This window comes from Exiguobacterium sp. s6, assembly GCF_018618155.1.
In the GTDB taxonomy this organism is placed as follows: Bacteria; Bacillota; Bacilli; order Exiguobacteriales; family Exiguobacteriaceae; genus Exiguobacterium; species Exiguobacterium mexicanum_A.
Window position 1 is genome coordinate 1393092 of the sequence record NZ_JACSLN010000001.1, and the last position, 26663, is coordinate 1419754.

Here is a 26663-nt window from a genome sequence, read left to right on the forward strand (position 1 = left end):
GAATATATATACGTATCTTATTCCCATTGGAATTTTTAGTCAACATTTATTTCAAATTTGTGGAACGAGAATACTAACCGTCTTTGTTACCGTATCAACAATCCGCGTACGCGTGTCGTTTTTCGACAGCAATATCGCCTCGCCCGTCTCGTCAAAACAGTAGGCAATCGGAATCGAACTTCCACAGTTCCGGTACGACCCGTCGGCATGGCTCGTCCCGAGAATGATGGAGCGTTGTTGCAATGCAATCTGTTTCGCTTCTCCAGACCAGTCAGTGTACTGCTCTTCACTGAACATGCCGACTCCAATCGGATTGAAGATGATTTGGATGGATTCTTCCGATTTAAGTCCTTCCAGCCCCATGAAGATTTCTCGACAGAGCACATATCCGTAGCGGTGACCATCGTCATCGACAGTTGACGGCATGAAGAGCGGCATCGTTTCCGGTGTCTTGGCACGGTCCAACAGTGTCTCCCCACGCTTATCGATGATGAGAGCCCGGTCCACGTTCAGCTCGTTCCGATAGCCCATCACGACCGCTGTCTGAAACGTCTTCGCGAGCTCCTTGACCTCGTTCAAATGTGTGTATTGACAATAGCTCTCTGGATACAAGATCAAGTCCACATCAGGGTTCGCTTCGATCTCTTGAATGAATTACTCTAAGTGTTGCTCCATCTTTGGTTGTCCGATTAGAATTCTCATTATTGCTGACATCTCCTCAATGCGAATGTTTATATTTCTTGACGTAACCAGCTCATTAACCGCGGTATCTGAGCGGCATATGTATGTAAATCCTCGAGTGTTACGGCGACTTGGCTCGTTCCTGTGGCTTGGTCCGCACTGCTCGCACTCTCGATGTGAAGGGACCGTTTCAAGTTGTACTCCAGCCATTTCAACTTCCCGAGATAGCCATGCCACAAGACACGTTGCCAATCCACATCGCTTCGTTCTCGTTTCTGTTCATAAGCTCGTATACATGAAAAGAATTTGGTCCGGTTTACAAGGCCTGCCTCATCTCGCGACCAATAGAGTGCCGTCTCCACCAAATCCTGCATCGGATGAATCGAACCGGCCGACTCCCAGTCGATGACAAGGGGACGGTCATCATGCCACAGCACATTTTTTGAATCCAAGTCCCGATGGCTGATGACACGTTTTGACGCGAGCGAGTTTGACGATTGAATTGCCTGTCGATGCCACGAATACAAGTCATCCACGGTTTTTTGTAAGTGTTCAACCCACTCGGCTCCTTGTCCGATTCCTTTATGCAGATATAAGCCCCAATCAAAGACGAGATAGGACTGACAACCGAGCGTTTGAACCGCGTCACCGTCCAAGATGTGGGCAGCCAACGCCGGGATTCTTTTAGCGGCCAGATTGGCAATCTCTTCTGAATCGATGAAGTTTTAAAGCGCCTCAGGCCTGTTCATGATTTGAGGATTCAACAGTTTGATGGCGTATGTCCCGCTGTCGGTCTCAATCCGATACATGTCATGCATGAATCCACCCGTTACGACGGTTGGCTGACCTCTCAACTCCCCCAAGTCGAGACGCTCGGCACACCACTGTAAAGAATTCTTCATTTCGTGCCAACTTCATCATAAACCCCACCTCTGCAATCTCTAAGAACGCCGCCTCTGATCAAATCCGTTTTATACCGATTCGTTCTCGATCATGCCGACAACGTGATACGTCATGTTTCCATGAATCGCCTCGACCACGCCTCCGGCAATCTCTTCATGCGTCAACCAGCGGCGTTCCCCCTTCTCGACCTGATAGCCGAGTTGCACTTGGTGATAACGGATGTCTTGAGGGATCGTCAGCCCGTTTCTCACACCGCTCAAGTTGGCGCAGCTACCGAGAACTTGGAACACGTCCGTCCCTCCGCGCAGTGCTGACAACACACACGGTAAGGCATCAGCTGCATCCGAATGAATCCAGGCAACGACCAAGTCGAAATCTCCGTGATCCGCAATCGAACTTCGCAGCGCTTCTTTGAGACACAAGTCGTCTCGATAGTCGACCAATACGGCAGACAGTCGGGCGGGTGCTTGTTCGGTCAATCGGCTCATTTTCTCGGCATCCCGTCCGATGATGGACACGTGATAGCCAACCTCTGTCAACCAAAGGACCGTCCCCGCCAGCATCCCGCTCCCGCCGATCACTAACGCATGTTTCACGATGTATCTGTCCCTTCTGTCCGTTTATAAGTAAGGAAAGGAATCCTGACTTACGAAAGCGAAATCTACATACAACATCCTCTCAAGGAGGCATGATTCCCATTCCATCGACCATCTATTCCATTAAACCAATCGAGTCGCCACACGAACTCGATGAATCGTTCCCAGTCATGAACCAACTGCGTACCCATCTGACGCTCGACGCCTATCGCGAGCTCGTCGCCGCCATGCGACCACAAGGGTATGAACTATATGCGTTATACGCCGACGATGCCATCGTCTCGCTTGCGGGGATTGAGCTCCGCGTCAATCTATATCTCGAGAAACACGTCTTCATTTACGACCTCGTGACGTGCGTAAACCATCGCTCGAAGGGATATGGCGAGATATTGCTTCACTTCGTCCATGAATACGCACGCGACAGTGGTGCCAAATATGTCGCCCTCGAGTCCGGACTGGCAAGGACCGAGGCGCATCGCTTTTATAAAGACAAGATGGACTACGCCATCACGAGCTATTCGTTCCGAAAACATCTTTGAATTCTATGTAACAAAAAAGGAAGAGCCGAACGCTCTTCCCGTCTTTATTATATCGCGATTCTCGAACCAAAAACAGACTGTGTTCTCCTAAATCCATCCACTATACTGTGAAGACAGCCTGACTGAAGGAGAGATAAAGCATGACCGATGACATGAGACCGCTCGACCCCGGCCCGTTTTTCCACGGAACGAAAGCCGAACTGAAACTTGGAGACTTGCTTGAACCGAAGCGACGCTCGAACTATCAAGACAAGCAGTCGAACTACATCTATTTCACGGCCACCCTCGACGCCGCCAAGTGGGGAGCCGAACTGGCGAGCGGAAATGCGCGTGAACGAATCTACGTCGTCGAACCGACGGGCGACTTCGAGAACGATCCGAACTTGACGGACAAGCGCTTCCCCGGAAATCCGACCCGGTCTTACCGGTCGAACGCCCCGCTCAAAGTCGTGGCCGAACTCGGGGCTTGGGAACGCCACCTTGACGATGTGATCGCGCATATGCGCGACTCACTTGAGAAACTGCGACACGCTGGAGAAGATATGATTGAAGACTGACACGAAGTAGATACACCTTGAATAAATCGTACAGGAAGCGCTGATATTCAGGAGAAATCGATTATAACAAGCTTGATGCATGGATTAATCGAGTCAAATCACAATCTGAAGATTAATTTATCATAGGTTTCTCATAATATTGAGCGAATTCAATCACTATGACTGGCTATCCGTCTTGATGAAAAGAAAGTAAAAATCCCACTCGCGATGGCTGAACACAATTTTAAAAAGAGAGTTGTGAGTAAAACCATCAATCACATATCCCTTCAGCTTTTGCAATAAAGCGGCTTCCGGAATCCAATCAATCACATAACCGATTCCTAACATTGAAGGAAGACTCATTAACAAGTACACCGAGACAAAAACGAGCATAAACGACTTCGTGTTCACCATCTTTACCTCCTTAGTTTTACGATAATCAAGTACTAAAAGAAAGCGGATGACATCAGTGTGTGATGCCGTCCGCTTTCTTTTGATTCATCTTTTGAAATGAGCCATCCGCATGCACAAGTGTGAACGGCTCCGCGAGCGACGCGGCCGCTGCCTCGGCTTGAGACATCGTCATTTCCGTGTCGACCGCTTCTTGTCGCCGCAACCGGAACGCCCGCTCGAGGCGGCTCGTCAGCAAGTTACTGAGGAAGACGAGCATCGACAATCCAATCGCAGGGACGAGGAACATGTGACTCGTCATCCAGGTCGTCGCCGTGAACTGCTTGAAATAATAGCCGAACATCGACGACCATTCAAACAGTGTCGGCATCACACCTTCGAATAAGTAAATGGTCCCTCCGAAAAAGACGCCGAACAAGGACAGATGAATGAGTAACATCAATGTTTGCACAAACTGTTGCATGAAGACGATCACCATCGTCGGGACGAGGTGCGGCCACAGGTGTCGCCTCACTCGATGCCAGACGCTGCCGCCTAACGTCTCGGCGACAATCATAAACTCTTGTTGGAGCAACTGCCGGATTTCTGTAATCAGGTACAGCGTGACGGCAGGTAGACCGAGCAACACGAAGACCGTCAATTGAAGTGTCACGCGATCAACTAGCGGTGGCACCATCGTCGAGTCTGCGAACAACAGAGACGAAAACAGCATCATCATGGCAAGAAGGGAAATCGGTAGAATCAAAAACCCATCTAACAGCATTTTGAAAATTCGGTTCACCCGTGCCCCGCGAAAGGCGAGCGGAATCCCGACTACTAATCCAAGCGCCATCCGTCCGATCGCCACGGTCGCACAAATACCGACCGTCCATTTGAACCCTTCGATCATCATTTGAAACAAATCATTCCCAGCGCGGTCGGTTCCGAGCCACTGATCTTTGGACGGTTCGAGCGGTGGAATGCCAATCAACCGTCCCTCATCGGAGTAACGGTTCAGGAATTGATCGACTTGACCATCTCGAAAAATCGTATTTCCGATGCTTAACAATAGCAAGCCCATCAAAATCGTAAAGACGATTAAGAAAACTGGGTCACGTAGCAGCGCACGACGCATCAAATCTCCCCTTTCCATGATTTCGGGATAAGCCACTCCGCCAGTAAATCCAATATGAAGATCGGGATATAGACGACCAGCAAGATCACGAGTAGGATTGGCATCACAGGATTATAGACGACAAAACGGAAAATCCCTTGTACGTTGAACAAATATTCGATGATCAGGAGACTCGATAGCACCGTGATCAAATTCGAGCGGAAAAAGAGATAGAAGCGATACACCAAATTCGGAAGCAAGTGTTTCCAGAACAACCCTGCCGGCCGGACGCCTTTGGCCCGCGCCAGCTCGAGAAACGGTGTCGCTTCCTCCTCGAGGATATGTTTCGTCAACCATTTGAGGAAGAAGAATAGAATGGTTAGCGTCAACGTCAAAATCGGTAGAAAACGTATGTATTCGGCAAACCCGCCAGCGACTTCAATTCGATCAAATCCGGTCGTCTTATGAATCGTGATTGCAAGATATTGCGAAAAGATGAGCCAAAATAAATCCGGGATCATCTCGAGCGTCTGGCTCGTTTGTTGGAGCACCGTGCGCACACGCTTCCCGCTCCGATAAAAGAAATAGGCGTACATAAGGGCGAACACGACCGAAACGACAAGTGATGTCGTAAAGATAATAAGCGTCTCTTTCATAAGCGGACCGAGATCTGGCAATAACGGTAACTCTCGTTGCGCTGTGACGTTGAAGTATGTAATCTCATCGAGTTTCGCCAACTGACTGAATTGTTGTTGAATCCCGTACCAGTAATTCGATGGCACGAACTCGAGTTGCACGACGAGCGACGGCAAAGCACTGATTGCAATCAATACAAAAATGGTGATGAAAAACTGAGCCGATTTTTGAGCAATCAAGTTCATTAAGTTCTCCCCCTTTCAAAAAACAAAAAACTATAGAATCCAAAAAGCCGATTCCAAAATAAAGCATATCCCTCATCCCAAAGTAAAATTTCCCCATTTACACTGTTATGATTTTATCATAATCATTTATGAATAAAAACAATATTCCGAAAATTTCAGAAATTTAAATAGTCATTTGCTTCGACGGTTTCCACATTGAAATCGGCGTTCTTTACAACTCAACGATATCCATTGCACTCACCCTATTGCTTTATCGAAAAAGTAGATTTCAAATGATAATTGAATTCAGAGGATGAATGGCAGAAAAATCAGTGAACTACTCACCACTTGCTTGCTTCGCAACCTGAAGTGGGAGCTTCTTGGGAAGACCGTGCTTCGACCAGCCACGGTTATGGGCCAAGCTCGTCGGGCAGTCCCTGCCCTGATTGTTTCAGTCGGCGAGGCGCAACAGGTTGAGGCTCGCGTTGACGTCACGGTCGTGGTGCGTGCCGCACGCGGCGCACGTCCACTCCCGGGTTTGTAAGTCTTTCTTGCCGTCGTTCTCGCCGCAGGCCGAACAGACCTGGGTCGAGGCGAACCACGGGTCGGCCTTGATCAGCGTCCGTCCGTAGAATTTACATTTATATTCGAGTTGGCGGACGAACTCGCCCCACCCGGCGTCCCCGATCGACTTCGCGAGGCGGCGGTCTTTCATCATCTCCCTCGGCTTCAGCGTCTCGACCACGACGACTTGGTTCTCGTCGACGATGCGTCGCGACAGCTTGTGGAGGAAGTCATGTCGGCGGTTCCGTACTTTTTCATGCTTTTTAGCCAAAAGGATTCGGGCCTTCTCGCGGTTCTTGCTGCCGGGCTTCTTGCGGGCGAGGGCGCGCTGCGCTTGTTTGAGCCGCGCCTCGGCCTGTCGCAGGTTGCGCGGGTTCGCAATCTTCTCCGTGACGAGATCGTCGTTCGTCGTGGTGGCGAAGTGTTCCAGCCCGAGGTCGATTCCGACCTTGTGCTCGGCTGGGACCCATGGCTCGTCAGCCTGCTCGATGAGGAGCGACACGAAGAACTTGCCCGTCTTCGTCATCGATACGGTCGCCGAGCGGATTTTCCCGTCGAAGCCGCGATGCTGTGTGAACCGGATGAACCCGACCTTCGGGAGCCGTACGCGGTCCTCCTCGATGCGGATCGTGCCGTGTTGGTTGTTCGTCGTGTAGGAGGCGCGCGCCTTCCGTTTGGACTTGAACACAGGGAAGCCGGCCGTCCCGGCGAAGAACTTCGCGAACGCCGTGTCGAGGTGCAGCTTCGCGTTCGCGAGCGCGAGGCTGTCCGCCTCGCACAGGAACGGGAACAAGGGCTTGTAGGAGGCCGGCGTCGGCGGTTTCCGCCTCGGCCCGCCGCTCGCCATCGCCTCCTCATGGATGGCGATGCGGTCCTCGAGCAACTTATTGTAGATGAAGCGAGTGCAGCCGATCGTCTTGATCAGGAACTCGGCCTGTGTAGCCGTCGGGTGGAGCCGGTATTTGTAGCCCTTCAGCATGTCCGTTCCTCCTCTGCCCGGTCTCAGGATCATCCTCGTCCCATTCCGATACCCGCGGAGGGGGCGAGGAAATCTGACGGAATCACGAACATTTGTTCGTCGTCCTGTCACAGCGGTGGCCGAGGGCGTCGGGGACGGGCAATTCATCTCCCACCTTCGCTGGGCTTCGCCCGAGACGCTTAGAGGTGGGAGAATTCTCGCCTAAATCAGTTAAAAAAGTATCCTTCTAATCAGAAGAATACTTTAGTATGTTGAAAAGAGCGGATCGCCGTCTTTCGACTTCAACACATAGTCAACTCCAGTCGAATTCACTTTCGTCAACGTGACGGTACAATCAAACAACGTGCCCGGTCCATATGCGACGTCCTCCGGTATGTCCGGAAAATCATAAGAATCCTCTTCAAACCAGAGTGTCACGCCGCCTTGTTTCGACTGATTGTCAACGACGTAGCAATTCCCGGTTTCCATCTCATAACGGCCAAGCGCGCGATCATATGTATCAGGTACAGCAATCATAAAACAAACGATAGCTATGAAGACACTAAATATGGCTCCTAGCAATTTCATCAGTTTGCGCTCGCTCCGCCACTGTGATGCATACATAAACGTCGAGAACACACACATGAATCCGACAAACCAAAACATAAATAATTGTGCCAACCTGATCACCTCTTTCATATTATACGAGCGTTACTGAATAATGTTTCATCATCCTATCAGATTAAGGAGTCCTATATGGCCCACTTCCTCAAGTTACAATCTATCTCCATTTTGCTCGCGGTCCTGCTATTATTGAACATTCAACTGCTCGCCAACAGCGGACGGCTCTATTTGATCATGGGTAATATTTATATGATGGTCATCACAGCTATCGGTCTTGTTTCACTCGTCTTGTTCACGCGAGTCATCATCAAACGTGTCAGGCAACTCGCCACCTCTACTTGGAATCTATCGCTCTACGTCCTATGGCTCGCTTATTTGACGCTGTTCACATACGTCTGGACACGGATCGTCCCCGCCCCTGGTGAAGCGGCATGGCCAAGTCGGGTCGTCGGGCTATTGATTATCGCGCTCACATTCACGTTCCCGCTCTATGTGTTCATCGTCCATATAGTCGCCCGCTCCAAACAACGAACGACGTAACCAAAAAACGTGTGCAACCCGAAGCGGGTGCACACGTTTTTTCATGAGAGCTCCTGTCTTCGTTTCTGCCACGCCACGAGCAAGATGCTGATGATGACGAGCAGGAACCACGACGACAGCTTGCCGAGGTCGACGAGCACCCAACCGCTCAACTGGTTCGGATACGCCCAACCGTTGTAGAACGTGACGATATTTTCCGCGAACCAGATGAAGCAGGCAATCAAAAAGAAGGCGACGACGACGGGCATCGTGAAACGGCGGTCGTCGAGCCGGTACGTGACGATGGCACGGCCGAAGACGAGAAAGACGAGACCGATCAACACCCAGCGCAAATCGAGCCAAATGTGATGCCAAAAGAAGTTGAAATAGATGGCAATCCCGAGTCCGAATGCAATGAGCGGTGGAGGCATCTTGAGAAACTCCAAATCAAGGCGACGCCACGACTGGACGACGTAGCTGCCGACGCTCGCATACATGAACCCCGCATAGAGCGGGACGCCGAACCATTTCGTCAACGCCTCGTCCGGATAGCTCCATGACCCCATCTGGACTTTGAACAGCTCGAGGCCGAGCCCGATGACGTGGAACCAACTGATGACCTTCACTTCTTCCATCGTCTCGAGCCCGGTCTTGACGAGCACGACTTGGACGAACAGACACCAAATGAGGAGGACGTCATAGCGCGGAATCGGAAAGTCGAACCATTTCGTCAACGCGAGCGCCCCGAAGATGGCGACCGGGAAGATGCAACTGAGTGCTTGTTCGTAACCGAAGATGAACAAATAACGGATGCGCCGCATAGAATCACCTACAATTCGATGTATTCGTAAAGGAATGACGACTCACCGTCAAAGAAGCGCGGATCGTAGAGGCCGAGCCGCTCATCATCCTCGACGACGACCACGAACGGGGACCACTGTTTGAGCGTGATCGCTTCTTTATTTTCGGCGAAGAGCGGATTCAAATCGGCATTGTCCGCACTCGTCAACTCGTATTGGACCTCGGGTTCTTGATAGACCGAGTCACTGTAAATCGACACCGATTCCTCCGTCTTCGTGATGACGGTGAACTGGGTCGGGATGAACGAGGCCGACAGCGCCACCTCGTCGTGATCGGCGGCATACGACTGATACAAGTACGCCCCTTGCGCACTTTGAATCAAGACGTGCACGACGATCGCTGCCCAGGCGTAGCGATACAACGTATGACTGATGTCAGTTCGCCGAGCGATCAGCCAGGCGACGAGGAAAATGCCCCAATAGACGAAATCAACGATCGGGATGACACCAAACGTGACCCGGACATCCGATAACGGTTCGAAGTAACCTGTCCCCCAGGCGTTGAACAAGTCTGCCGTGTTATGGATGAACACGGACAAGAGCGCCCACCAGAAGTAACGGATATCGGTCACCTTGAACAAGACTCGTACGAGTATGTAAATGAGTAGCGCGAACAACGGGACGAGGAAAATCGAGTGAGTGATACCGCGGTGCCACATCTGATACATGCCTTCCGTGTCCCATAGCCGCGAGATGACGTCACTGTCCGGGATTTGACTCCCGACGAGCGTCGTGACGAACAAGGCCCGTTTTTCGTTTGTTTGTAAGTCTCGCTTATCGGCCGCCCCGTAGAGCGTCAGACCGAACAGCGTATGGGTAATCGTATCCACCGGTCTCCTCCTTTTGGACGGAAAAGACATCCCCCTCATGACGAGAAGGATGTCCGTCCTAGCTTATTTCTCTTGGTCCATTTTCATGGCGCGTCTTGCGACGACAGCAACAAAAATGACAGCGACAATCGGAATGATTAATGGCATCCAATCTAACATCCGCCTGTCCCCCTTCTACAAGTGTCGCAAGCAGTATATCATACCTTCATTTCAATCGTTTCAGTGAATGCTCGCCTTCGCATATCGTTCGGCCATCGCCTCGATCGTCTCGCGCAAATGGTCGCGGAGCGTGATCGGTTCGAGCACCTCGACTTGCGTACCGAGCGACAAGAGCCAGAAGACGAACCCGTCGGATACGGCCGCATCGAAGCGGATGAGGAAGCGTTCTCCGTCTTGCGTGATCGAGACGTCTTCGCCGAGCTTGTCGAAGATGACCGGAAGGACGCGCTCGTCGACGGCAAGGACGATTTCCTCGTCGAGCCCGTTGTACATATTGAACGACTTTTGGAAGTAGTCATCCGGCAAATGATGTTTCATGCGCGGCGTATCATCCTCGACAATCTCTGAGTTGACGATGCGGTCGACGCGATAGTTTCGGATTTCCCCGATCGACTCATCGATGCCAATCAAATAATATTGCTCATGGTTCCAGTGCAAGTCAATCGGATTGACGACGTAACGCTCGCCGTCGCGGCGAAGCGGGAACGTTCGCTTCGTGGCGTCAAAGCCGACGACGTCCGTATATTGGAACGAAATTGCCTTTTGTTCTTGGATCGCGCGCTGGATGCGATCGATATGGTACGGAATCTGTCCGTGTTTCTTCTTCGGTGTCTTAATGATCGACTGGAGCGTTTCCGCTTCCGGAATACTCGTCAGTTTTTGAAGTTTCTCGACGATCCGCTCTGTCACGTCCTCCGAGATGAACTTCGCCGCGACGATAGCGTCGACCATCATCCGGAGCTCATGGATTTCAAACAAACGGGCCGAATGCCAATATTTTTTGGCGAGGCCGTTCTTCTCGAGCTCATCCTGCACCTCGAACCCCGAATCGGTCAATGCTTGGATGTCGTCTTTCACTGATTTTTTTGCTAACTTAGAAGTATCTCCGATCGTAGATAAATATTCGAGCAAGTCTTCTAACGTCTTTGGATGATTATCATCTGTGTGGCGTTCGAAAAACCGTCTCACCTCGAGTAACCGTTCTCGGTTGTTCACGGTTTAATCCCCTTTCACTTCTCTATGTAAAATATGTATAAACAGACAGTAGCATGTTATTTCCATGAAATAAAGGTATTTTCCATTACAAATCGTTTAAGGAGGCCCTTCCGCAGTGAAACATTACGCGCACGTCAACGGCACGAAAATCGAATATATGGACCGCGGTCACGGTCCGGTCATCGTTCTGATTCATGGGACCCAATCATCGAGCCTCGAACCGTACCATGTGGACCGGCTGGTCGTGTCCGGTTTTCGGGTCATAGTCCCATCCCGTCCCGGCTACGGTGAGACTCCGTACTCATTTTCGGCTTCGCCGCAAGCGTTCGCCGCGAACTTACGTCGCCTGATGGAAGTCATGTTAATCGATCGGTATCACGTGTACGGCATTTCGGCCGGTGGGCCGACGGCAATCGAGCTCGCATCGCAGAACGACCACGCGCTCAGCCTTACGCTCGCTGCCGCTGTGACGAGCGTCGTCGACTTCCCCTATCGGCAATACATCAGCCGTAACGTCGCCCAGCCTGCGTTCATCGCGCTGCAATTTGCGATGAAACAGTTCGTCGCCCGCGCCATTCAAAAACAACCGTTCGAGGCGACGGCCCGCATGATTCAATCGACGAGCCTGCTCGCACTCGATGTCATCCGCGACGAAGTGACCCCGTACGATATCTTCCTATTGAAACGAGTCGCTAGCCAAATGGCGTTCGGTCTCGGTGCCCAGTTCGACCTGCGGCAACAAGTGACCGATGAAGCGCTGCTCGGGGTGACGTGCCCGACGTATATCGTCCACTCCAAAAATGACAAGGCCGTGCCGGTCCGCCACGCGCATCATGCGAAGCGGCTCATCCCGCACGCCCAGCTCACCATCTTGAACAGCCCCGGCCATCTAATTTGGATTGGCCGTCAAGCGCGAAAAAGTGAGCAACAAATTGAACGCTTTATCCGCTTCAACTCGTAAGACGCCGATTCGGGCGTCTTTTTTTAGTCGCCTGCCTCGAGCAGATTGATCAATTCTTCCGTCACGTCAGCCGGAAGGCGGTAACCTATATTTGTGTCGTCCGCGTCGTAAAGGCTACTGACGGATTTCGCATCATCGTTGAGCCAGAGGTAATAGCGGTCCGTCTCCCCGTCCTCGAAGTGGATTTCGATATCGTATTCCGGCCCAACCACATTGGCGACGCCTGGAAGTTCGTCTGCCTCACGAAGCATGTCTTCGAATACTCGAATCGCTTCCGGTTCGTCGAACGTGACGATGTCGCGCTCTTGAAAACTGCTGAATCCGTCCGATTCCGAGACGCGGACTTCTTCAATCCCATCCGTCCGAAAATCGTTCGAGCCGCAACCCGATAACATAAAAACCATGACGGTAATTGCCCCGATTTGCCTCATTGCTTGCTTCATCAGCCATCACCTCGCTTTGAAAGTTTACCCTTGCTCGAGCAGTCTGATCAACTCATCTGTCACGTCTGCCGGGACGAGATACACCGTATGCGTATCATTCACATCCATGATGCTCGTCGGCATGCCTAAGTCGCCGAGCCAGACGTAATAGCGGTCCACTGTCTCATCTTGATACTGGACTTCCACATCATATTCAGGCGTTGCCATATTTACGACGCCCGGTTGCTGTTCCGCATTCCGAATCATGTCCGCAAACACTTTGACGTCCTCGAGCTCGTCATATGTGATGACATCGCGGTCTTGGAAACTGCTGAATCCGTCCGATTCCGAGACGCGGACTTTTTCAATCCCATCCGTCCGAAAATCGTTCGAGCCACAGCCGGTCAAAGCAATTGTCAAAACTGTTAGAGCGACTAAAGTACCCATCCGTTCTCGCCTCATAAGTCACCTCTGCCTCTTGTAATGAATAACTAAGCACTTATGTAAATCATTTGTGTTCCCAATCAAAGTAATCTTCATCCCAATCGATATCATCCTCTTCAACGAGTTCTCGTTTCAACAGCAACCCGTTGCCAAACATGATTCTTGCCTCTTCGATAAGCGATTCCAGATCGGACGCATCTATCTGGTCCGTCAATTGATAGAAACATCCGCTTTCGATTCGTTCTCGATTAAACCATTCGAATGCGTCAATATCAGACGCATCCCCAAAGGCCAGCAAATCATCGCTCCAATAATTGAACCACGAGACTTCTTCTGGTTTGAGAAACCAAAAATTTTCCCGGTCATAATCATAAAGCGAAGATTTGGAACTAGGGTCCATACACATGGCAGCTCGATATGGGTTAAGTTCGATACACATCGCTTTAAATAGAGTAAGCCATCGATTTGGCCGGTCGTTGTAATGGGTTTTCGATAGACTGAGCGAGATATACACACTAGCTGTTCCGTCATAACTTGGATTGATGAGTAGAAAACTTTTTCGTTTATGCAGGCGCGCAAAAAAATCAGACATACCATCCTGTTCGACACCCCACATATTCATGAATCGTTCTCGTGAAAAAGGTATGTTGATGGGCTCAAAATAGCCGAGAAAGCCAATTTCCACATCGTACTTGTCAAAAAATTGAAGGAGCTTTTCACCATACGTTTTGTTCGAAAGATCCTTATCGAAGCGAAAACTCAAATTAATGTAATCCATTTTTCATAACCCTCACGTTCCCCACCTTATACGTCCACCCCGAGCACTTGAATCAACTGATTCGTCATGTCTCCCGACACGCGGTAGATGAGGTGTGGATGGGTCACGTCCATCAAATAGCTCGGTTGCTGCTTCTGACCGAGCCAAAGATGATACTGTGCCATCACGCCGCCCTTCCAATGAAGTTCCAGGTCAAAGTCCGGTTCCCCGTGAATGGAATCTTCGAGCGCCTCATCTGCATTGCGCAACATGTCCGCGAACGGTCTCACTTTCTCGATTCCATTGAACATGATGAAATCCGTCTCATTGAACGAACCGATCCCTGACGACTGAGCGACTCGCGCTTGAATCATTTCTTCTCTATCCAATTCACTTTCCTCCGGCTCTATGAAAGCTTTGAACATCGCCGAAGCCACTGTCATAATGGCTCGATTTCGTTTCATTCCCTCCACCCCATTCACGTTGATAGTCATCTTTTACGAAAATCTGGACGAAAGGTTTCACAATTTTTGACATCGAATCACTCATGCCTGTTTTCGCATTCGCTCCAAGAAAATCGGCAATAGGTTCAAGATAATCGAGATGCTGGTGAGAACCCATAATGCCCGTCCCATACCTGGTATGACATCCGCCAACGCACTCCAATCCTCCGCTTCGACCCATACTGATAAATAGCTATAATCCGCGCACACAGTCAATGCGGTCAGCGATAACGCAAGCGCCATCGGTAGCTTATAGTCTTTCCCGATGCTGAACGTATACAAATTGAACAGTGTCGCGCCAATCGCCAGTACTCCTAAAACCATCCACACGTAAATCATCCCCTATGCTATATGTAATTTATTCCCTATTTCTAGAATAGCATATAGAGTTCATTCTGTAGGTAAACAAAAAAGCCGAGCCGAAGCTCAGCTCTTCCTTATTGATACGTCCAACCGGTCAGGCTCGCAGTCGCGCCTTCGTAGCGCAACTGTTTCTCGAGCTCGCTCGGGAAGACACGGAGCGTGGCGACCGCCTCACCGTCATTGACGAAGCATTCGACACTTGACGAGTCGACGAACACGTGAAGCGACGTCACATGAATCGCTTTCGTCCGTGTCGTGCCAAACTCGGTCGCGAACGGCTCTCCGGCATTCGTCCGGTCGATCGTCAATTCGCCTGCCGTCGCGTCGTAACGAATGACGAGTGACTCATTCTCGACCTGAAGCAGGTCGAGCGTGAAGTCTGACCCATCCGTTTTCACCTCAAGCTCATACCGGTCCGGTGTCGCGACGCTGATTGATGTGCCGGACGCGTCGAGGAATGTGTCTTGGCGAAGCGTTGTCATCTCCGCCACCGGACGCTGCTTGAGCATCCCTTCCTCAATTGTGAGCACACGCGGTAACGTCAAGGCGTGGGCCCAACCGAAGCGGTCCGTCGGATACTCGATTTCAGGGAGTCCCATCCAACCGACGAGAACGCGTCGTCCGTCCTGTTCTGTCGTCTGTGGGGCGTAAAAATCAAACCCGAAGTCGAGCTCCTCGAACGCTCCGTGGGTGAATGTTAACGTCTCAACGTCGAGCTTGCCGATCAAGAACCCAGACTGATAGATGTTGTGATAGCGATGCCCGTCCGGTTCAATCCCTTGCGGCGAGAAGACGAGGACGTGCTGCCCGTTCAGTTCGAACACGTCGGGACATTCCCACATGTAGCCGAACGAATCGAGTCCCGTCTTGATTTCACCGAGGAACGTCCATTCATCCAAGTCGACCGAGCGATACAAGACGACGCAACCCGTCTCGTCCGTACGTTGTGCGCCGACGACGGCGTAATAGGCGCCGTCCTCGAGCCACACTTTCGGGTCACGGAAATGTTCCGTGTACCCGGCCGGCACGTCCGGAATCGCGACATTGCGACGTTCGATCTTGCCATCCCGCAACACGCCGATCACTTGCGAGGCGTGACGCGTCCAGTCATCCGTCCGGTGATTGCCCGTGTACATGACGTGGAGTTCCCCGTCTTTCACGAACCCGCTGCCTGAATAGGCACCGTGTGAATCTTCGGTCGTCTCCGGGACTAACGCCACCCCGCGGTCCGTCCACGTGACGAGGTCGGGTGATGTGACATGATACCAGTGTTTGAGACCGTGTACCGGTCCGAGCGGGAACCACTGATAGAACATGTGATATTCCCCGTTGTAATACGTGAATCCGTTCGGGTCGTTCAGGAGTCCCGTCGGCGGTTGGATATGGTATCCGAACCGCCACGGGGAAGCTGCCGTCTTCGTGCGGAGCGTCTCCATCTCGAGGGCACTCACGTCACGTAACGAGCGGTAACGCTCTGCCTTCGTCCAACTCATAACATCACTTCCTTTTTCTTATGCTGCTTGTTTGACTGCTTCTTTTTTCGCTTGGCGTTTCGCAAGCACGAACGTCAATCCGAAGGCGAGCGCGAAGGCGATGGCCATACCGATGATATACGAGACGATCGACGCTGGTGCGATCGAGATAATTCCTGGGAGTCCAGCCGCACCGAGGGCGACGGCGAGGACTTCACGTCCGACGATGAACGCCGAGGCGATCCCTGAACCGATGATGGCCGCGATGAATGGATAGCGTAGTTTCAAGTTGACCCCGAACATGGCCGGCTCGGTGATCCCTAACAATGCCGAGATACCAGATGCCGAAGCGACACCTTTCATCTTCTTATCACGTGTCAAGAAGAAGACAGCGAGTGTGGCCGCACCTTGTGCGACGTTCGACATGGCTGCGATTGGGAAGATGAACGATCCACCCGTACGTGCGATATCGGCGAGAAGTTGCGTCTCGATGGCGATGAAGCTGTGGTGCATCCCTGTGATGACGATCGGTGCGTACAAGAGACCCATGACGAGGCCGCCGAAGAAGCCGAGTGAGTCGTACGTCCAAACGAGACCGTCGATGATCAAGTTACCCGCTTCGCGTGTGATCGGCCCGACGAAGGCGAACGTGACGAACGCCGTAATGAGGAGCGAGAGCAACGGTGTGAGCAAGATATCGAGTGATGCTGGCATGAATTTACGGATATTGATTTCAAGTTTCGACAAGATATAAGCAGATACGAGGACCGGTAACACTTGTCCTTGGTAACCGAGCTTCTCGATCTCAAAGCCGAGAATGTTCCAAACCGGGATATCGCCGACCGTCGCTTGGGCGTAGGCGTTGACGAGATCCGGGTGAACCATGATCATCCCGAGCGCGGCGCCGAGGTACGGATTACCCCCAAACCGCTTGGCGGCGGAGAACCCGATCAAGACGGGCAGGAAGACGAAGGCGGCGTTGGCGAACGTGTTGATCATCGCGGCGAGATCGGCGATGCCTGGGTACTGATCGATGAGTGAGCTTCCTTCGAAGAACAAATCAGGTGCCGTGAGCAAGTTGTTGATCCCCATCAAGAGACCACCGGCGACGATGGCCGGGATGATTGGGACGAAGATATCCGACAACATTTTGACGAACTGTTGGAGCGGGTTACCTTTTTTCGCGCCGGCCGACTTAACGTCGCTTGTCGACATGTCGCCGAGCCCTGTCAATTGGGCGAACTCAGCGTACACTTTGTTGACCGTGCCTTGTCCGATGATGATTTGGTACTGGCCACCGGTCGAGAACGTTCCTTTGACGACATCGAGGGCGTCGAGTTTCTTCTCATCGACTTTCGATTCGTCGTTCAAGACGAGGCGGAGCCGGGTCGCACAGTGGGCCGCAGCGGCGACATTGTCTTTTCCACCGATCGCCTCTAAAATCGCTTCTGCTTCTTGTCTGTAGTTCATGCTGGTTTCCCTCCTAGCGTTTCAAGCACGCGTTGTTGTGTTGGTATGGCCGGAATCGCGCCGTATGCCGTGCACGTCAAAGCGCCGGTCACATTCGCGTATTCGATATCCTTCAGTAAGCGCTCGTCATCGATTCCTAGAGTCACTAAGCGATACAAGTAGGCGCCGACAAAGGCGTCACCCGCTCCCGTCGAATCGACGCTTTCAATTTTCACTGAAGCGATGACGTCTTTGACGTCTTTCGTCGCAATCAGTGTCCCGCGCGAGCCGAGCGTGATGGCGATCCGTTTCGCACCCGTTTCGAGAAGCGACGCGATCGCTTGATCTAAATCGTCAAGCCCAGTCAACAAGTGCGCTTCTTCCTCGCTCAACTTGACGAAGTCCGCTTCGGCGATGAAATGGAGCGAATCTTGTTTGAACGCCTCGAGGTCGGTCACGAGCGCGTCGCGGTAGTTCGGGTCGAACGAGACGAACAGGCCGTCACGCTTGGCGAACTGGAGCAGTTTAAAGTAGGCGTTCTTTAACTCGCCGTCGAGGAGTGCCGTCGCCGATCCGAAATGGGCGATGTCTCCAGACTTGAAGGCCGACAAGTCGATTGACTCGAACGCATAGTCGCCATCGCTGCCGCGTCGGAACGTGAAATCTCGTTCCCCGTCTTCTTGAATCGACACGAATGCGAACGTCGTGTCACCTTCCTCCACCAAGTTTTCGACGCCGACGCCGTTGTCGACGAGCGTCTGTTTTAAAAAGCGTCCGAACGGGTCTGCCCCGACTTGACCGAGGAAACTCGAATTTCCTCCGTGTTTACTGACGACCGCCGCGACGTTTGCCGGTGCGCCCCCCGCTTTCTTCACGAATGTCGTCCCGTTGACGAGGTCGCTCGATGCGTCCTCGCAAACCCAATCAATCAATAGTTCACCGATGCAATGTACGGTGTTCATCCGTCCACCTCCATGTCTGAATGTCGTGCTTCGTGTCATTTATCGAACCGGTTCCAAAAATGAATAAAAAATGTTGCGGAACCGGTTCCGCAACACAAATGTAATCGATTTAATTTAAAATGTCAACGCTTTCTCGCAGTTTTAATTCAAAAGTTGTGAACGTTTTCATCGGGATGGTTTCGCCTGTTAACAATTGGAGAATCATGTCAGCCGCCCGAGACCCTGTCCGACGGTATGGAAGATGCACCGTCGTGATCGACGGATGGAGCACTTCGGTGAAATCATAGCCGCCGAATCCACTCACCGAGATGTCGCCTGGAACCGTTTTGCCGGCGTTGGCAAGTCCCTTCAACACGCCGAGTGCGATGTTGTCGGTCGCACAGACGACAAGTGACGCCGACAGCTCATGCCCTATCTGAACCCCAATCGGAATCGCGTCATCGATTTTAAATGACGTCGTGTACGTCTTCACATCCGCCCCTGCCTCGTTGAAGGCGCGTAAGAAACCGTCACGTCTCGTTTGACCGACGGCGATGTCGTACTCCTCGACGCCCACATAGATGATGTCTCGATGTCCCCAGTCCATGAACTGCCGTCCGAGAGCGTACGCCGCGTCGAAATCGGGATAAACGAGGCTATGGACGTGTTCATGCTCTTGACCGATCAACAAAACCGGGATTTGGATGTCTTGGATCGCCTGCAAGTGCCGCGGCGTCACGGTCGTCCCGAGCCAGATGATGCCGGCCACTTTCTGCTTTGCCAAATTATACAACTGCTCGATCTCGCGTTCGGTCTGTTGGGCCGTGTTAACGACAAGCATTTGATAACCGCGCTCGGTCAACCGCTCGTCGATGCCCATCATCGTACGCGAAGCCGCATAGGAATCAAGACGAGGGACGATGACACCAATCATTTTCGTCTGTTTCGACTTTAAGCTTTGCGCAAACTGGTTCGGTTCATAGTTCGTCTCTTGAATGACCCGCTCGATTTTCTCGCGTGTCGCTTGTCCGACCGAACCCCCGTTCAAATAACGAGAGACGGTACTTTTGGCGACCCCGGCAAGTTTGGCGATGTCGTTGATTGTCACTTGTTTCATCGGTAAAACCTCCATACGAAAAAACTGACGCGTCAGACGCCGTCAGTTCAGTGGTTGATTACATATCGCTTTTTAAAGTTTAAATAGTAAAGGCCGTTCCGTTTCTCGAAGCCGTTCTTCTCAAGGACACGGCGTACCGCTTCCTGATGTGGACTCGTCGGCGGGATGCCGGCGTGGACGGTATGTCCTTCTCTTAAGTCGGATTGTTCGAGCGCGAGGCGCAAGCCTTCTGTCGCATAGCCATTGCCCTTGAAGGCGTCGAACACCATCAAATCGAGCTGATAGACGCGAGCGAGTTTCAAGAGTAACACTTTTCCGACGATTTTCCCGTCAACGAGAAGATCGTAATAGAAGTCCTCCCCATAACTATGCTCATCGGCCGAGTATACCTGCTCTGCCCCCATCTCGACAAAGATGCCTTTTAACTCTTCGGCTGAGATGCCGTAAGAACTTTGACCATATTTTTTAAAATGCTCATATTCGATCTCATCAATCTGACGAATAGGTTGACGCACGATTTCCATCCCGTGCCCTCCTTAACAGTTATCTCATAGTCTTTCCAAACTCATTATATACGAACGGCGACGTGAAGCGCAAAAGATAACCGAAATCAGACCGGTTCAATGTGAATATGGACCGAGTCGACAGCATGATGTTCGTCGAGCTCCCGTTCGATGTCATCACACAAATCGTGCGCCTCCTCGACGGTGAGACTTCCTTCAACGGCAATCGTCACATCGAGCATGACATGGTTGCCGAGGTGACGTCCTTTGATTTCACGCACTTCCTTGACGGCATCGAAATGCTGAATCGTCTCTTCGTAGGAATCGACGAGATCCGGCGGGAATCCGTCAGAGAGCTGATGTGTCGCATCGAGAAAGATTTGAATCGCGGTCCGGATGATCATTCCCGCAATCAAGACGGCGAGAACCGTATCCATCCAAGGCAATTTAAAGTAAGCGAAGAGAACGCCGAGCGTAGCCCCGATCGAGATCATGGCATCGGCCAAATTATCTTTCGCGGCCGCTTTCAAGGCGAGCGACCGGGTTTTCTTGGCCAAGTTCGAATTGTACGCATACACGCCGAACATGACAAGTGCACTTAAGAACGCGACGACAGCAGCAAGCGGGTTCGGTTCGACGTATTCACCACCGATTAGAGTGGCGATGCTGTTCAATAGAACGAACACCCCGACGGCGACCATGATCAGCGAAGCGACGAGCGCGGCGAGCGTCTCCATCTTGGCATGGCCGTATTTGTGTTCGGCGTCTCGGGGCAGTGCGGCGATGCGAATGCCGATATAGACGGCGATTGATGCGATGATGTCGGTCGTATTATTGAATCCGTCGGCGAGGACGGCCTCCGAATTGTACACCAAACCGAAGACGACTTTTAATACAGATAAGACCAAATACGTCGTGATTGATAAAATGGCGCCTTTAAGCGCTTTTGGTGGATGAGTTGTCGACTGCATCCGACCACCTCCTTTTTAGCTAAGTCAGTATACCAGTTGAGATTCATGTGGGCATAGAGAAACAGTGTTTCCCACAGCCAATAAAAATGGAATATATTCCCGGTAGTTTCGTTGTTCGAAAATTATGGTAAAGTAAATGGGAAGAGACAACAGGGTTATCCCAATAAAAGAGGTGAAACAAATGTTTACGGAACGTGATGGAATCAAGCTTCGTTTGGAACAAATTGACAGATTACTCGCTGATTTGAACCGAGAAGCAAAACAATTGATGGCTCGTCTTCGCGAACTCGACGCGAGCGGTGAAAACCCGCATGAGGTCACCCTCAAGCCGGAAGATCGTGACACGCTCAAATCGTCAATCGACGAAACGCTCGAGGCGCTCCAGAGCCGCTCGAAACGCCCGATCAACCCGAACGACGAGAAGAAGAAAGAACTTGCCTCCCACAAGGCACTCATCGACGAGTTATCGGATTTACTCAGCAAGAAAAAATGAGACGCTTCTGCGTCTCATTTTTTCAGTAAGGAGAAACTATGACTTATATCGTTACAACTTGTTTACGCCCAACTGAGGCAACCATCGAACGGGCCGAGGCTCATGCGGCGACGTATGGCGTCCGTTTTATCCCCCGGCGCAAACACTCCATTGAGACGTTGAAAGACCGCTCTCATGCCGGTGTGCTCGTATTTGACAAACGCCGGGTCGAATACACGCCGTTCGACGGGCAGGATGCATTCTTTTTCCATCCATCGAGCTCGGTGTTCCGTGTGAAGCAGCTTGCGCGTGGCGGGAACGACCCGCTCGTCGATGCCGCCGCAATCAAACCGGGTGACCGGGTCCTCGACTGTACGCTCGGGCTCGGCTCCGACAGTATCGTCCTCAGTCATGCCGTCGGTCCGACCGGTCGCGCCGTTGGGGTCGAGAGCGAATTTGTCACAGCGATGCTCGTCAAGGAAGGGCTGACCGTTTGGGAAGAAAAAGAGCCCGCCGTCAATGAGGCGATGCGTCGGCTCGAGGTCGTTTGGACGGATGCCCTCACCTATTTGATGACATGCCCGGACGATTCATTCGATGTCGTCTACTTCGACCCAATGTTCGAAAAGACGATTTCAGAATCGGTTCACTTGAACCCATTACGATCCCTCGCCAACACGAATCCGCTGTCTCTTGAACTCATGATGGAGGCCCGTCGTGTTGCATCCAGACGAATTGTCCTAAAGGCTCACTTTGAGAGTGAGACGTTTGAAACGTTTGGTTTTACAAGGATTGTTCGCAAAACATCCAAATTTCATTACGGCATCATCGATGTAGAGACTTGACCCCTTAGGTCTTTAGGACCATTCGGGACGAAAGTCTCTTTTTTAAGTTATTATTTTCTGAATATTGACATTAATCAGACACAAGTTTAACGTTGGATTCAAGCTCACACAATTTCCCATTATTTTCACAGGAGGTTAGTACAAATGAAAAAACGTTCCATCCGTCGTACGACGCTCGCCGTCGCACTGACATCGGTCATGAGCGTCAGTGCGATCCCGGCCGTCGGTGCCGCTCCACTCGCCGCCTCACCGTTGCCAACCCCAAGCTCGACCGCTCCATTCGATCACAACATCATCGATGAGGATCGGCTCGCCAAAGCGCTCGAGAAACGAGGCGTCATCAAAAAAGGGCTTTCGGCCACTGAGCGCCAAAAGGCCGTCGATGCCTATATCGAGAAGAAACAAGGCGGTGCGAAAGACGTCCATAAGCACGGCTTGAACGATAAAGCCGCTGAAGCGAAAGAGAAGATACATAACCAATTCGAGAAAGAATCGAAGCGTCTCCTCGACAAAGCGAAAAAAGGACAAGCGAACTATCGAAAAGGCAAGCCGAACGGCCAAGTGAAAGTCGACCCGGCCAAGCAAGCTGGCTATAACGGCGCCGTCCGTGAAGACAAAGTCCTCGTCCTTCTCGTCGAGTACAGCGACTTCAAACATAACAACGTCGTTCAAGAAGAAGGTTATCTCTATAGCGACAACTTTAGTAAAGAACACTACGAGCAATACATGTTCGGCGACGAATCGTTCGAACTGTTCAACGGTGAGAAAGTCCAAACGTTCAAGCAGTATTATGAAGAACAGTCGGGCGGCAGTTACACGGTCGACGGCACTGTCTCAGACTGGTTGACCGTCCCGGGCACAGCGAAAGATTACGGCGGTGACAATCCGGCCGGCGGGAATGACAACATCGGGCCAGGTCCGCGTCAACTCGTTAAAGACACGTTGAACGCTGCGGTCGCTTCAGGCATGGACCTCGCCGAATACGATCAGTACGATTTATATGACCTCGACGGTGACGGCGACTTCAACGAGCCGGACGGCTTGGTCGACCACTTGATGATCATCCATGCTGGTACCGGCCAAGAAGCTGGTGGCGGTGTCCTCGGTGACGATGCGGTCTGGTCACACCGTTGGGTCGTCGGCAACAGCCCTTACCGCGTAGCAGGTACGGAAGCAGCTGTCCCATACTGGGGCGGTCAAATGGCGGCATTCGATTACACAATCCAACCTGAAGACGGCGCAGTCGGCGTCTTCGCTCACGAATACGGTCACGACCTCGGTCTTCCAGATGAGTACGATACACAGTACACAGGTCAAGGCGAACCGGTCCAATCATGGTCAATCATGAGCGGCGGCAGCTGGGCTGGTAAAGTGGCGGGTACAGAGCCAACGAGCTTCTCGCCACAAAACAAAGAGTACTTCCAAAAATTGATGGGCGGCAACTGGGCGAACATCACGGAAGTCGACCTTGAAGACATCACGCAACAAGGTTTTGTTTCGAAACTCGATCAATCGGTGACGAAATCAACCAACCCTGGATTGTTGAAAGTGAACCTTCCAGACAAGAAAGTAAAAGGCATCGAACCAGAATACGGCGAGTATTACTACTACTCGACAAAAGGCGATAACTTGCATACTGAACTCTCGACACCGACGGTCAAACTTGGAGCGGACGGTACACTCGCTTTCGACACACGTTTCGATATCGAGTTTGACTACGACTACTTGTACGTGAAAGCACTCAGCGGCGGCAAAGAAGTCGTCCTTGACGTCTACGGCGATGACAACACTGGAAACGGTGCGGAATCGACGAACGGCGCTTGGGTGAACAAATCGTACGACTTGTCACAGTTCGCTGGTCAAGACGTACAAATCGTCTTCGAATACGTGACGGACGGTGGTCTTGCCCTTGAAGGGTTCGCCCTCGACAACTTGTCGATCATGTCAAGCGGACAATCGCTCCTCGCTGACGATGCGGAAGGCGCAGAGAAAGTCACGCTCGACGGCTTCGTCAAGTCGGACGGCTATGACACGAAACCGCACTACTACTACCTCGAATGGCGCAACCATGAAGGCGCTGACACTGGTCTCTTGAACGGCCGTGGCGTCAAGTACAACACAGGTCTCGTTGTCTGGTATGCGGATGATTCGTTCTCAGACAACTGGGTCGGCATCCATCCGGGTGAAGGTTTCCTCGGTGTCGTCGACTCGCACCCTGAGGCACTTATCGGCAACTTGAACGGTCAAGACACAGTCGCTGGCAGCACGCGTTACCAGATCGCAGACGCGGCGTTCAGCTTAGACAAGACGCTCCCTTGGTACATCGATTCACCGAGCCGTGGCATCTATGACTACAAAGCTCAACCAGGCGTGAAACAGTTCAACGACGCCAACACGTACATCAACTCGCTCATCCCAGATGCGGGCCGTAAACTTCCACAATACGGTCTCGTCGTCGACGTCGTCGGCGAAGCGAAAGACAACTCGGCTGGAGCAGTTTGGGTCCGGACGAAGTAAGCTTGATTCAACGCACCCCCGCCCTTCTCACCATGAGGAGGACGGGGGTCTTATTATTCTAAAAAAGCTTGAAATTTCATGACAGACTGTGTAACATACTAGATGTAACCGCCTCTGTAGGTTAGTGGCAGACCTCAGCAATGGTAATGCTGCAGCACGAGTTCGATTCTCGTCGGAGGCATCAAATGGATTCCGTGACACGGACCAACACAAGCACTTTCTCAAACTATTGAGAAAGTGCTTTTTTATTGTCGATCGTCCATCCTTATATTCCAATAAATGGTATAATGGATAAATACTTATATAAAGGAGACTCGATATGAAACGTTTCATCATTCTACTTGCTGCCGTCGCCTTATTGGCCGCCTGTACCGAACAGACGACAGATCTTACGTCTGACTCACCCCCGAAAACTAAAAATGTCGTAATCGATGTATCCGAGACACAACCTTTCTCCGAGCCCGTCCCGACCGAAGAAGAAGTCACAATCTTTTTAGGGTATCTTGAGTCACTGAGCAGTGATACGCTCGGCGCGTTGCGCAAATCAGAGCAGGCGATTTTCCCCTGTGGGATGTCTTGTGAAGACCGTCCGCTCGACGAAATCTCTACGCAAATCGACAGTAACCGGGAAGAGCTCGAATCCGTCCGTGCCGACATTGATGAGATTCTCCCGGCGCTCGATCACCTTGTCGCATCTGACGCGTCAGGCATCGACCGCGAGGCGTTGACCTCCGTATTGAACGAACTCACTTACATTAGTGAGACGTTGACACGATTTATAGAAGGTGACGATTGGGAATCTTGGGAACATGCCCGTACCAAATTGAATCATCTGTCATCGATGATGAAAGGCATCGCCATTAATCTAAGTGGTGTATGACAGCATATCAACTAGATATATCGCTCTCATCCGACCCCGGATGAGAGCTTTTTCCGTCTAGTCATGGAAACTGTCTTGACACGGTTTCCGTTCCTCTATAAACTTGTAAAGTTGACAGAATGAATGATTTGGAAGGAGTACGATCCCCATGCTCAATGAATGGTTATGGATTCCTTCTGCCTTGCTCACGCTCGGTCTGCTCGTCCTCAGTTATAAGCTGTTCGGACGTGTCGGACTGTTCGCCTGGATCGCGATGGCCTCGGTCGTCGCCAACATCCAAGTGACGCAGCAGATTGTAATCGGTGGTTTCATCTTTACTCTCGGGAATATCGTCTACGGTTCCCTTTATTTAGCGACTGACATCTTGAATGAAAAATATGGTCGTCACACCGCCCGTAAAGGCGTCTGGCTCGGCTTCTTCATCTTGATCGTCTCGACGGTGCTCATGCAATTCGCACTGCTCTATGAGCCGTTCGAAGAGGCGCTGTTCATGCATGAGAGTTTCGAGGCGCTGTTCTCGATGCTACCGCTCATCACGCTCGGTAGTCTCGCGGCGTACCTCGTCTCACAGCTGTTCGACGTCTTCATCTATTCGAAGATTCGTGCCAAGACCGGTGAGAAGAAACTGTGGCTCCGGACGACCGGTTCGACCGTCGTCTCACAGTTCATCGACACGCTCACGTTCTGTACGATTGCCTTCTGGGGCATGGAATGGGACATCTGGTGGAATATCTTCATCACGACATACGTCGCCAAGTTCATCATCGCTTGGATGGCGACGCCGTTCATGTATTACGCAAAACGGACCGTCCCACAGGAAGACGAGACAGAAAAAGCAGCCTAAACAAAACCGCGAG

The 26663-nt window shown here is 51.6% G+C and carries 32 protein-coding genes and 1 tRNA gene; 10 read left to right on the top strand and 23 right to left on the bottom strand.

All coding sequences use genetic code 11. From position 1 onward, the window contains the following. Window positions 1-51 precede the first annotated feature (51 nt). The 4 genes from KNP75_RS07210 to KNP75_RS07220 all read right to left on the bottom strand — a co-directional run bounded on the left by KNP75_RS07210 (window position 52) and on the right by KNP75_RS07220 (window position 2180). Entirely contained in the window at window positions 52-624 is a 573-nt protein-coding gene (locus KNP75_RS07210; protein ID WP_251128208.1) for a hypothetical protein, read from the bottom strand. 107 nt (window positions 625-731) lie between these two features. Next, window positions 732-1352, bottom strand: coding sequence for a phosphotransferase (locus KNP75_RS07215; protein ID WP_251128209.1), 621 nt, complete (start codon window positions 1350-1352; stop codon window positions 732-734). Window positions 1353-1406: 54 nt separating this feature from the next. Further along, window positions 1407-1583 carry a hypothetical protein gene (locus KNP75_RS15695; protein WP_251128210.1) on the bottom strand — a complete coding sequence of 59 codons (177 nt, stop codon included), beginning with the start codon at window positions 1581-1583 and terminating at the stop codon, window positions 1407-1409. Between the two features lie 69 nt (window positions 1584-1652). Next, window positions 1653-2180, bottom strand: coding sequence for a Rossmann-fold NAD(P)-binding domain-containing protein (locus tag KNP75_RS07220; protein WP_215190115.1), 528 nt, complete (start codon window positions 2178-2180; stop codon window positions 1653-1655). Between the two features lie 92 nt (window positions 2181-2272). On the opposite strand from KNP75_RS07220, the gene KNP75_RS07225 reads away from it, so the two are divergent. Both KNP75_RS07225 and arr read left to right on the top strand, forming a co-directional pair. After that, window positions 2273-2719, top strand: coding sequence for a GNAT family N-acetyltransferase (locus tag KNP75_RS07225; protein ID WP_251128211.1), 447 nt, complete (start codon window positions 2273-2275; stop codon window positions 2717-2719). Window positions 2720-2859: 140 nt separating this feature from the next. Beyond that, window positions 2860-3276 (top strand): NAD(+)--rifampin ADP-ribosyltransferase, encoded by a 417-nt coding sequence (gene arr, locus KNP75_RS07230; protein WP_215190116.1) that lies wholly within the window; start codon window positions 2860-2862, stop codon window positions 3274-3276. 156 nt (window positions 3277-3432) lie between these two features. On the opposite strand, the gene KNP75_RS07235 is transcribed toward arr, so the two are convergent. The 5 genes from KNP75_RS07235 to KNP75_RS07255 all read right to left on the bottom strand — a co-directional run bounded on the left by KNP75_RS07235 (window position 3433) and on the right by KNP75_RS07255 (window position 7822). Further along, complete coding sequence (locus tag KNP75_RS07235) at window positions 3433-3666, bottom strand: hypothetical protein (RefSeq protein WP_215190117.1); 234 nt, start codon at window positions 3664-3666, stop codon at window positions 3433-3435. A gap of 55 nt (window positions 3667-3721) precedes the next feature. Next, a complete protein-coding gene (locus KNP75_RS07240) occupies window positions 3722-4780 on the bottom strand; it encodes an ABC transporter permease (protein WP_215190118.1) in 1059 nt (352 codons plus the stop codon). Continuing rightward, window positions 4780-5640, bottom strand: a complete 861-nt coding sequence (locus KNP75_RS07245; RefSeq protein ID WP_034777554.1) for an ABC transporter permease subunit — start codon at window positions 5638-5640, stop codon at window positions 4780-4782. Before KNP75_RS07245 ends, KNP75_RS07240 begins: the two co-directional genes overlap by 1 nt. A 430-nt stretch (window positions 5641-6070) precedes the next feature. Then, a complete protein-coding gene (gene tnpB, locus KNP75_RS07250) occupies window positions 6071-7162 on the bottom strand; it encodes an IS200/IS605 family element RNA-guided endonuclease TnpB (protein WP_215190119.1) in 1092 nt (363 codons plus the stop codon). 243 nt (window positions 7163-7405) lie between these two features. Further along, window positions 7406-7822, bottom strand: coding sequence for a hypothetical protein (locus KNP75_RS07255; protein ID WP_215190120.1), 417 nt, complete (start codon window positions 7820-7822; stop codon window positions 7406-7408). A gap of 75 nt (window positions 7823-7897) precedes the next feature. Between KNP75_RS07255 and KNP75_RS07260 the strand changes: the two genes are divergently transcribed. Beyond that, window positions 7898-8305, top strand: a complete 408-nt coding sequence (locus KNP75_RS07260) for a hypothetical protein (protein WP_215190121.1) — start codon at window positions 7898-7900, stop codon at window positions 8303-8305. 41 nt (window positions 8306-8346) lie between these two features. Here KNP75_RS07260 and KNP75_RS07265 read toward each other — a convergent pair whose 3' ends face one another. The 3 genes from KNP75_RS07265 to KNP75_RS07275 form a co-directional block, all read right to left on the bottom strand. Further along, window positions 8347-9105, bottom strand: a complete 759-nt coding sequence (locus KNP75_RS07265; protein WP_214824633.1) for a DUF817 domain-containing protein — start codon at window positions 9103-9105, stop codon at window positions 8347-8349. Between the two features lie 8 nt (window positions 9106-9113). Next, window positions 9114-9974 carry a metal-dependent hydrolase gene (locus tag KNP75_RS07270; RefSeq protein WP_215190122.1) on the bottom strand — a complete coding sequence of 287 codons (861 nt, stop codon included), beginning with the start codon at window positions 9972-9974 and terminating at the stop codon, window positions 9114-9116. Window positions 9975-10193: 219 nt separating this feature from the next. Next, a complete protein-coding gene (locus tag KNP75_RS07275; RefSeq protein ID WP_034777546.1) occupies window positions 10194-11189 on the bottom strand; it encodes a helix-turn-helix transcriptional regulator in 996 nt (331 codons plus the stop codon). Between the two features lie 115 nt (window positions 11190-11304). Between KNP75_RS07275 and KNP75_RS07280 the strand changes: the two genes are divergently transcribed. Continuing rightward, window positions 11305-12150: an alpha/beta fold hydrolase gene (locus KNP75_RS07280; protein ID WP_034777544.1), complete on the top strand. Its 846-nt coding sequence runs from the start codon at window positions 11305-11307 to the stop codon at window positions 12148-12150. A gap of 23 nt (window positions 12151-12173) precedes the next feature. Here the strand turns inward: KNP75_RS07280 and KNP75_RS07285 are convergent, their stop codons facing one another. From KNP75_RS07285 to KNP75_RS07335, 11 genes are all read right to left on the bottom strand, one after another. Next, on the bottom strand, window positions 12174-12593 hold the full coding sequence (locus KNP75_RS07285) for a YhfM domain-containing protein (protein WP_215190123.1): 420 nt from the start codon (window positions 12591-12593) through the stop codon (window positions 12174-12176). A gap of 24 nt (window positions 12594-12617) precedes the next feature. Further along, window positions 12618-13019 (bottom strand): YhfM domain-containing protein, encoded by a 402-nt coding sequence (locus tag KNP75_RS07290; protein ID WP_251128212.1) that lies wholly within the window; start codon window positions 13017-13019, stop codon window positions 12618-12620. Window positions 13020-13080: 61 nt separating this feature from the next. Beyond that, window positions 13081-13794, bottom strand: coding sequence for a hypothetical protein (locus KNP75_RS07295; protein ID WP_128124215.1), 714 nt, complete (start codon window positions 13792-13794; stop codon window positions 13081-13083). 26 nt (window positions 13795-13820) lie between these two features. Beyond that, the gene (locus KNP75_RS07300; RefSeq protein WP_215190124.1) at window positions 13821-14237 is read right to left on the bottom strand and encodes a YhfM domain-containing protein; all 417 of its coding nucleotides are present in this window, start codon (window positions 14235-14237) and stop codon (window positions 13821-13823) included. An 81-nt stretch (window positions 14238-14318) separates the two neighbouring features. Next, a complete protein-coding gene (locus KNP75_RS07305; RefSeq protein WP_215190125.1) occupies window positions 14319-14606 on the bottom strand; it encodes a hypothetical protein in 288 nt (95 codons plus the stop codon). A gap of 107 nt (window positions 14607-14713) precedes the next feature. Continuing rightward, window positions 14714-16132, bottom strand: coding sequence for a sucrose-6-phosphate hydrolase (locus tag KNP75_RS07310; RefSeq protein WP_215190126.1), 1419 nt, complete (start codon window positions 16130-16132; stop codon window positions 14714-14716). An 18-nt stretch (window positions 16133-16150) separates the two neighbouring features. Continuing rightward, window positions 16151-17581 (bottom strand): sucrose-specific PTS transporter subunit IIBC, encoded by a 1431-nt coding sequence (locus KNP75_RS07315; RefSeq protein ID WP_215190127.1) that lies wholly within the window; start codon window positions 17579-17581, stop codon window positions 16151-16153. Beyond that, window positions 17578-18522, bottom strand: coding sequence for a carbohydrate kinase family protein (locus KNP75_RS07320; protein WP_215190128.1), 945 nt, complete (start codon window positions 18520-18522; stop codon window positions 17578-17580). Before KNP75_RS07320 ends, KNP75_RS07315 begins: the two co-directional genes overlap by 4 nt. A 109-nt stretch (window positions 18523-18631) precedes the next feature. Then, window positions 18632-19618 (bottom strand): LacI family DNA-binding transcriptional regulator, encoded by a 987-nt coding sequence (locus KNP75_RS07325; RefSeq protein WP_215190129.1) that lies wholly within the window; start codon window positions 19616-19618, stop codon window positions 18632-18634. Window positions 19619-19665: 47 nt separating this feature from the next. Further along, a complete protein-coding gene (locus tag KNP75_RS07330) occupies window positions 19666-20142 on the bottom strand; it encodes a GNAT family N-acetyltransferase (RefSeq protein WP_215190130.1) in 477 nt (158 codons plus the stop codon). A gap of 86 nt (window positions 20143-20228) precedes the next feature. Further along, window positions 20229-21092: a cation diffusion facilitator family transporter gene (locus KNP75_RS07335; protein ID WP_214763998.1), complete on the bottom strand. Its 864-nt coding sequence runs from the start codon at window positions 21090-21092 to the stop codon at window positions 20229-20231. A gap of 181 nt (window positions 21093-21273) precedes the next feature. Between KNP75_RS07335 and KNP75_RS07340 the strand changes: the two genes are divergently transcribed. The 6 genes from KNP75_RS07340 to KNP75_RS07365 all read left to right on the top strand — a co-directional run bounded on the left by KNP75_RS07340 (window position 21274) and on the right by KNP75_RS07365 (window position 26650). Next, window positions 21274-21585: a hypothetical protein gene (locus KNP75_RS07340; protein WP_021067357.1), complete on the top strand. Its 312-nt coding sequence runs from the start codon at window positions 21274-21276 to the stop codon at window positions 21583-21585. 38 nt (window positions 21586-21623) lie between these two features. After that, the gene (locus KNP75_RS07345; RefSeq protein WP_215190131.1) at window positions 21624-22409 is read left to right on the top strand and encodes a class I SAM-dependent methyltransferase; all 786 of its coding nucleotides are present in this window, start codon (window positions 21624-21626) and stop codon (window positions 22407-22409) included. 144 nt (window positions 22410-22553) lie between these two features. After that, on the top strand, window positions 22554-24926 hold the full coding sequence (locus KNP75_RS07350; protein ID WP_215190132.1) for an immune inhibitor A domain-containing protein: 2373 nt from the start codon (window positions 22554-22556) through the stop codon (window positions 24924-24926). 110 nt (window positions 24927-25036) lie between these two features. Next, window positions 25037-25107 (top strand) — tRNA-Thr (locus KNP75_RS07355). Between the two features lie 138 nt (window positions 25108-25245). Further along, the gene (locus tag KNP75_RS07360; RefSeq protein ID WP_215190133.1) at window positions 25246-25806 is read left to right on the top strand and encodes a hypothetical protein; all 561 of its coding nucleotides are present in this window, start codon (window positions 25246-25248) and stop codon (window positions 25804-25806) included. 148 nt (window positions 25807-25954) lie between these two features. Next, a complete protein-coding gene (locus KNP75_RS07365) occupies window positions 25955-26650 on the top strand; it encodes a queuosine precursor transporter (protein WP_034777482.1) in 696 nt (231 codons plus the stop codon). Window positions 26651-26663 lie beyond the last annotated feature (13 nt).

What these genes read in the sequence shown, in the direction of transcription:
- KNP75_RS07315 (WP_215190127.1), bottom strand. Translation starts at nt 17,581, where the DNA reads ATGAACTACAGACAAGAAGCAGAAGCGATTTTAGAGGCGATCGGTGGA.
- KNP75_RS07360 (WP_215190133.1), top strand. Translation starts at nt 25,246, where the DNA reads ATGAAACGTTTCATCATTCTACTTGCTGCCGTCGCCTTATTGGCCGCC.
- KNP75_RS07365 (WP_034777482.1), top strand. Translation starts at nt 25,955, where the DNA reads ATGCTCAATGAATGGTTATGGATTCCTTCTGCCTTGCTCACGCTCGGT.
- KNP75_RS07290 (WP_251128212.1), bottom strand. Translation starts at nt 13,019, where the DNA reads ATGGGTACTTTAGTCGCTCTAACAGTTTTGACAATTGCTTTGACCGGC.
- KNP75_RS07295 (WP_128124215.1), bottom strand. Translation starts at nt 13,794, where the DNA reads ATGGATTACATTAATTTGAGTTTTCGCTTCGATAAGGATCTTTCGAAC.
- KNP75_RS07340 (WP_021067357.1), top strand. Translation starts at nt 21,274, where the DNA reads ATGTTTACGGAACGTGATGGAATCAAGCTTCGTTTGGAACAAATTGAC.
- KNP75_RS07350 (WP_215190132.1), top strand. Translation starts at nt 22,554, where the DNA reads ATGAAAAAACGTTCCATCCGTCGTACGACGCTCGCCGTCGCACTGACA.
- KNP75_RS07240 (WP_215190118.1), bottom strand. Translation starts at nt 4,780, where the DNA reads ATGCGTCGTGCGCTGCTACGTGACCCAGTTTTCTTAATCGTCTTTACG.
- KNP75_RS07285 (WP_215190123.1), bottom strand. Translation starts at nt 12,593, where the DNA reads ATGAAGCAAGCAATGAGGCAAATCGGGGCAATTACCGTCATGGTTTTT.
- KNP75_RS07300 (WP_215190124.1), bottom strand. Translation starts at nt 14,237, where the DNA reads ATGAAACGAAATCGAGCCATTATGACAGTGGCTTCGGCGATGTTCAAA.
- KNP75_RS07325 (WP_215190129.1), bottom strand. Translation starts at nt 19,618, where the DNA reads ATGAAACAAGTGACAATCAACGACATCGCCAAACTTGCCGGGGTCGCC.
- KNP75_RS07310 (WP_215190126.1), bottom strand. Translation starts at nt 16,132, where the DNA reads ATGAGTTGGACGAAGGCAGAGCGTTACCGCTCGTTACGTGACGTGAGT.
- tnpB (WP_215190119.1), bottom strand. Translation starts at nt 7,162, where the DNA reads ATGCTGAAGGGCTACAAATACCGGCTCCACCCGACGGCTACACAGGCC.
- KNP75_RS07260 (WP_215190121.1), top strand. Translation starts at nt 7,898, where the DNA reads ATGGCCCACTTCCTCAAGTTACAATCTATCTCCATTTTGCTCGCGGTC.
- arr (WP_215190116.1), top strand. Translation starts at nt 2,860, where the DNA reads ATGACCGATGACATGAGACCGCTCGACCCCGGCCCGTTTTTCCACGGA.
- KNP75_RS07320 (WP_215190128.1), bottom strand. Translation starts at nt 18,522, where the DNA reads ATGAACACCGTACATTGCATCGGTGAACTATTGATTGATTGGGTTTGC.
- KNP75_RS07330 (WP_215190130.1), bottom strand. Translation starts at nt 20,142, where the DNA reads ATGGAAATCGTGCGTCAACCTATTCGTCAGATTGATGAGATCGAATAT.
- KNP75_RS07225 (WP_251128211.1), top strand. Translation starts at nt 2,273, where the DNA reads ATGATTCCCATTCCATCGACCATCTATTCCATTAAACCAATCGAGTCG.
- KNP75_RS07345 (WP_215190131.1), top strand. Translation starts at nt 21,624, where the DNA reads ATGACTTATATCGTTACAACTTGTTTACGCCCAACTGAGGCAACCATC.
- KNP75_RS15695 (WP_251128210.1), bottom strand. Translation starts at nt 1,583, where the DNA reads ATGAAGAATTCTTTACAGTGGTGTGCCGAGCGTCTCGACTTGGGGGAG.
- KNP75_RS07335 (WP_214763998.1), bottom strand. Translation starts at nt 21,092, where the DNA reads ATGCAGTCGACAACTCATCCACCAAAAGCGCTTAAAGGCGCCATTTTA.
- KNP75_RS07265 (WP_214824633.1), bottom strand. Translation starts at nt 9,105, where the DNA reads ATGCGGCGCATCCGTTATTTGTTCATCTTCGGTTACGAACAAGCACTC.
- KNP75_RS07245 (WP_034777554.1), bottom strand. Translation starts at nt 5,640, where the DNA reads ATGAACTTGATTGCTCAAAAATCGGCTCAGTTTTTCATCACCATTTTT.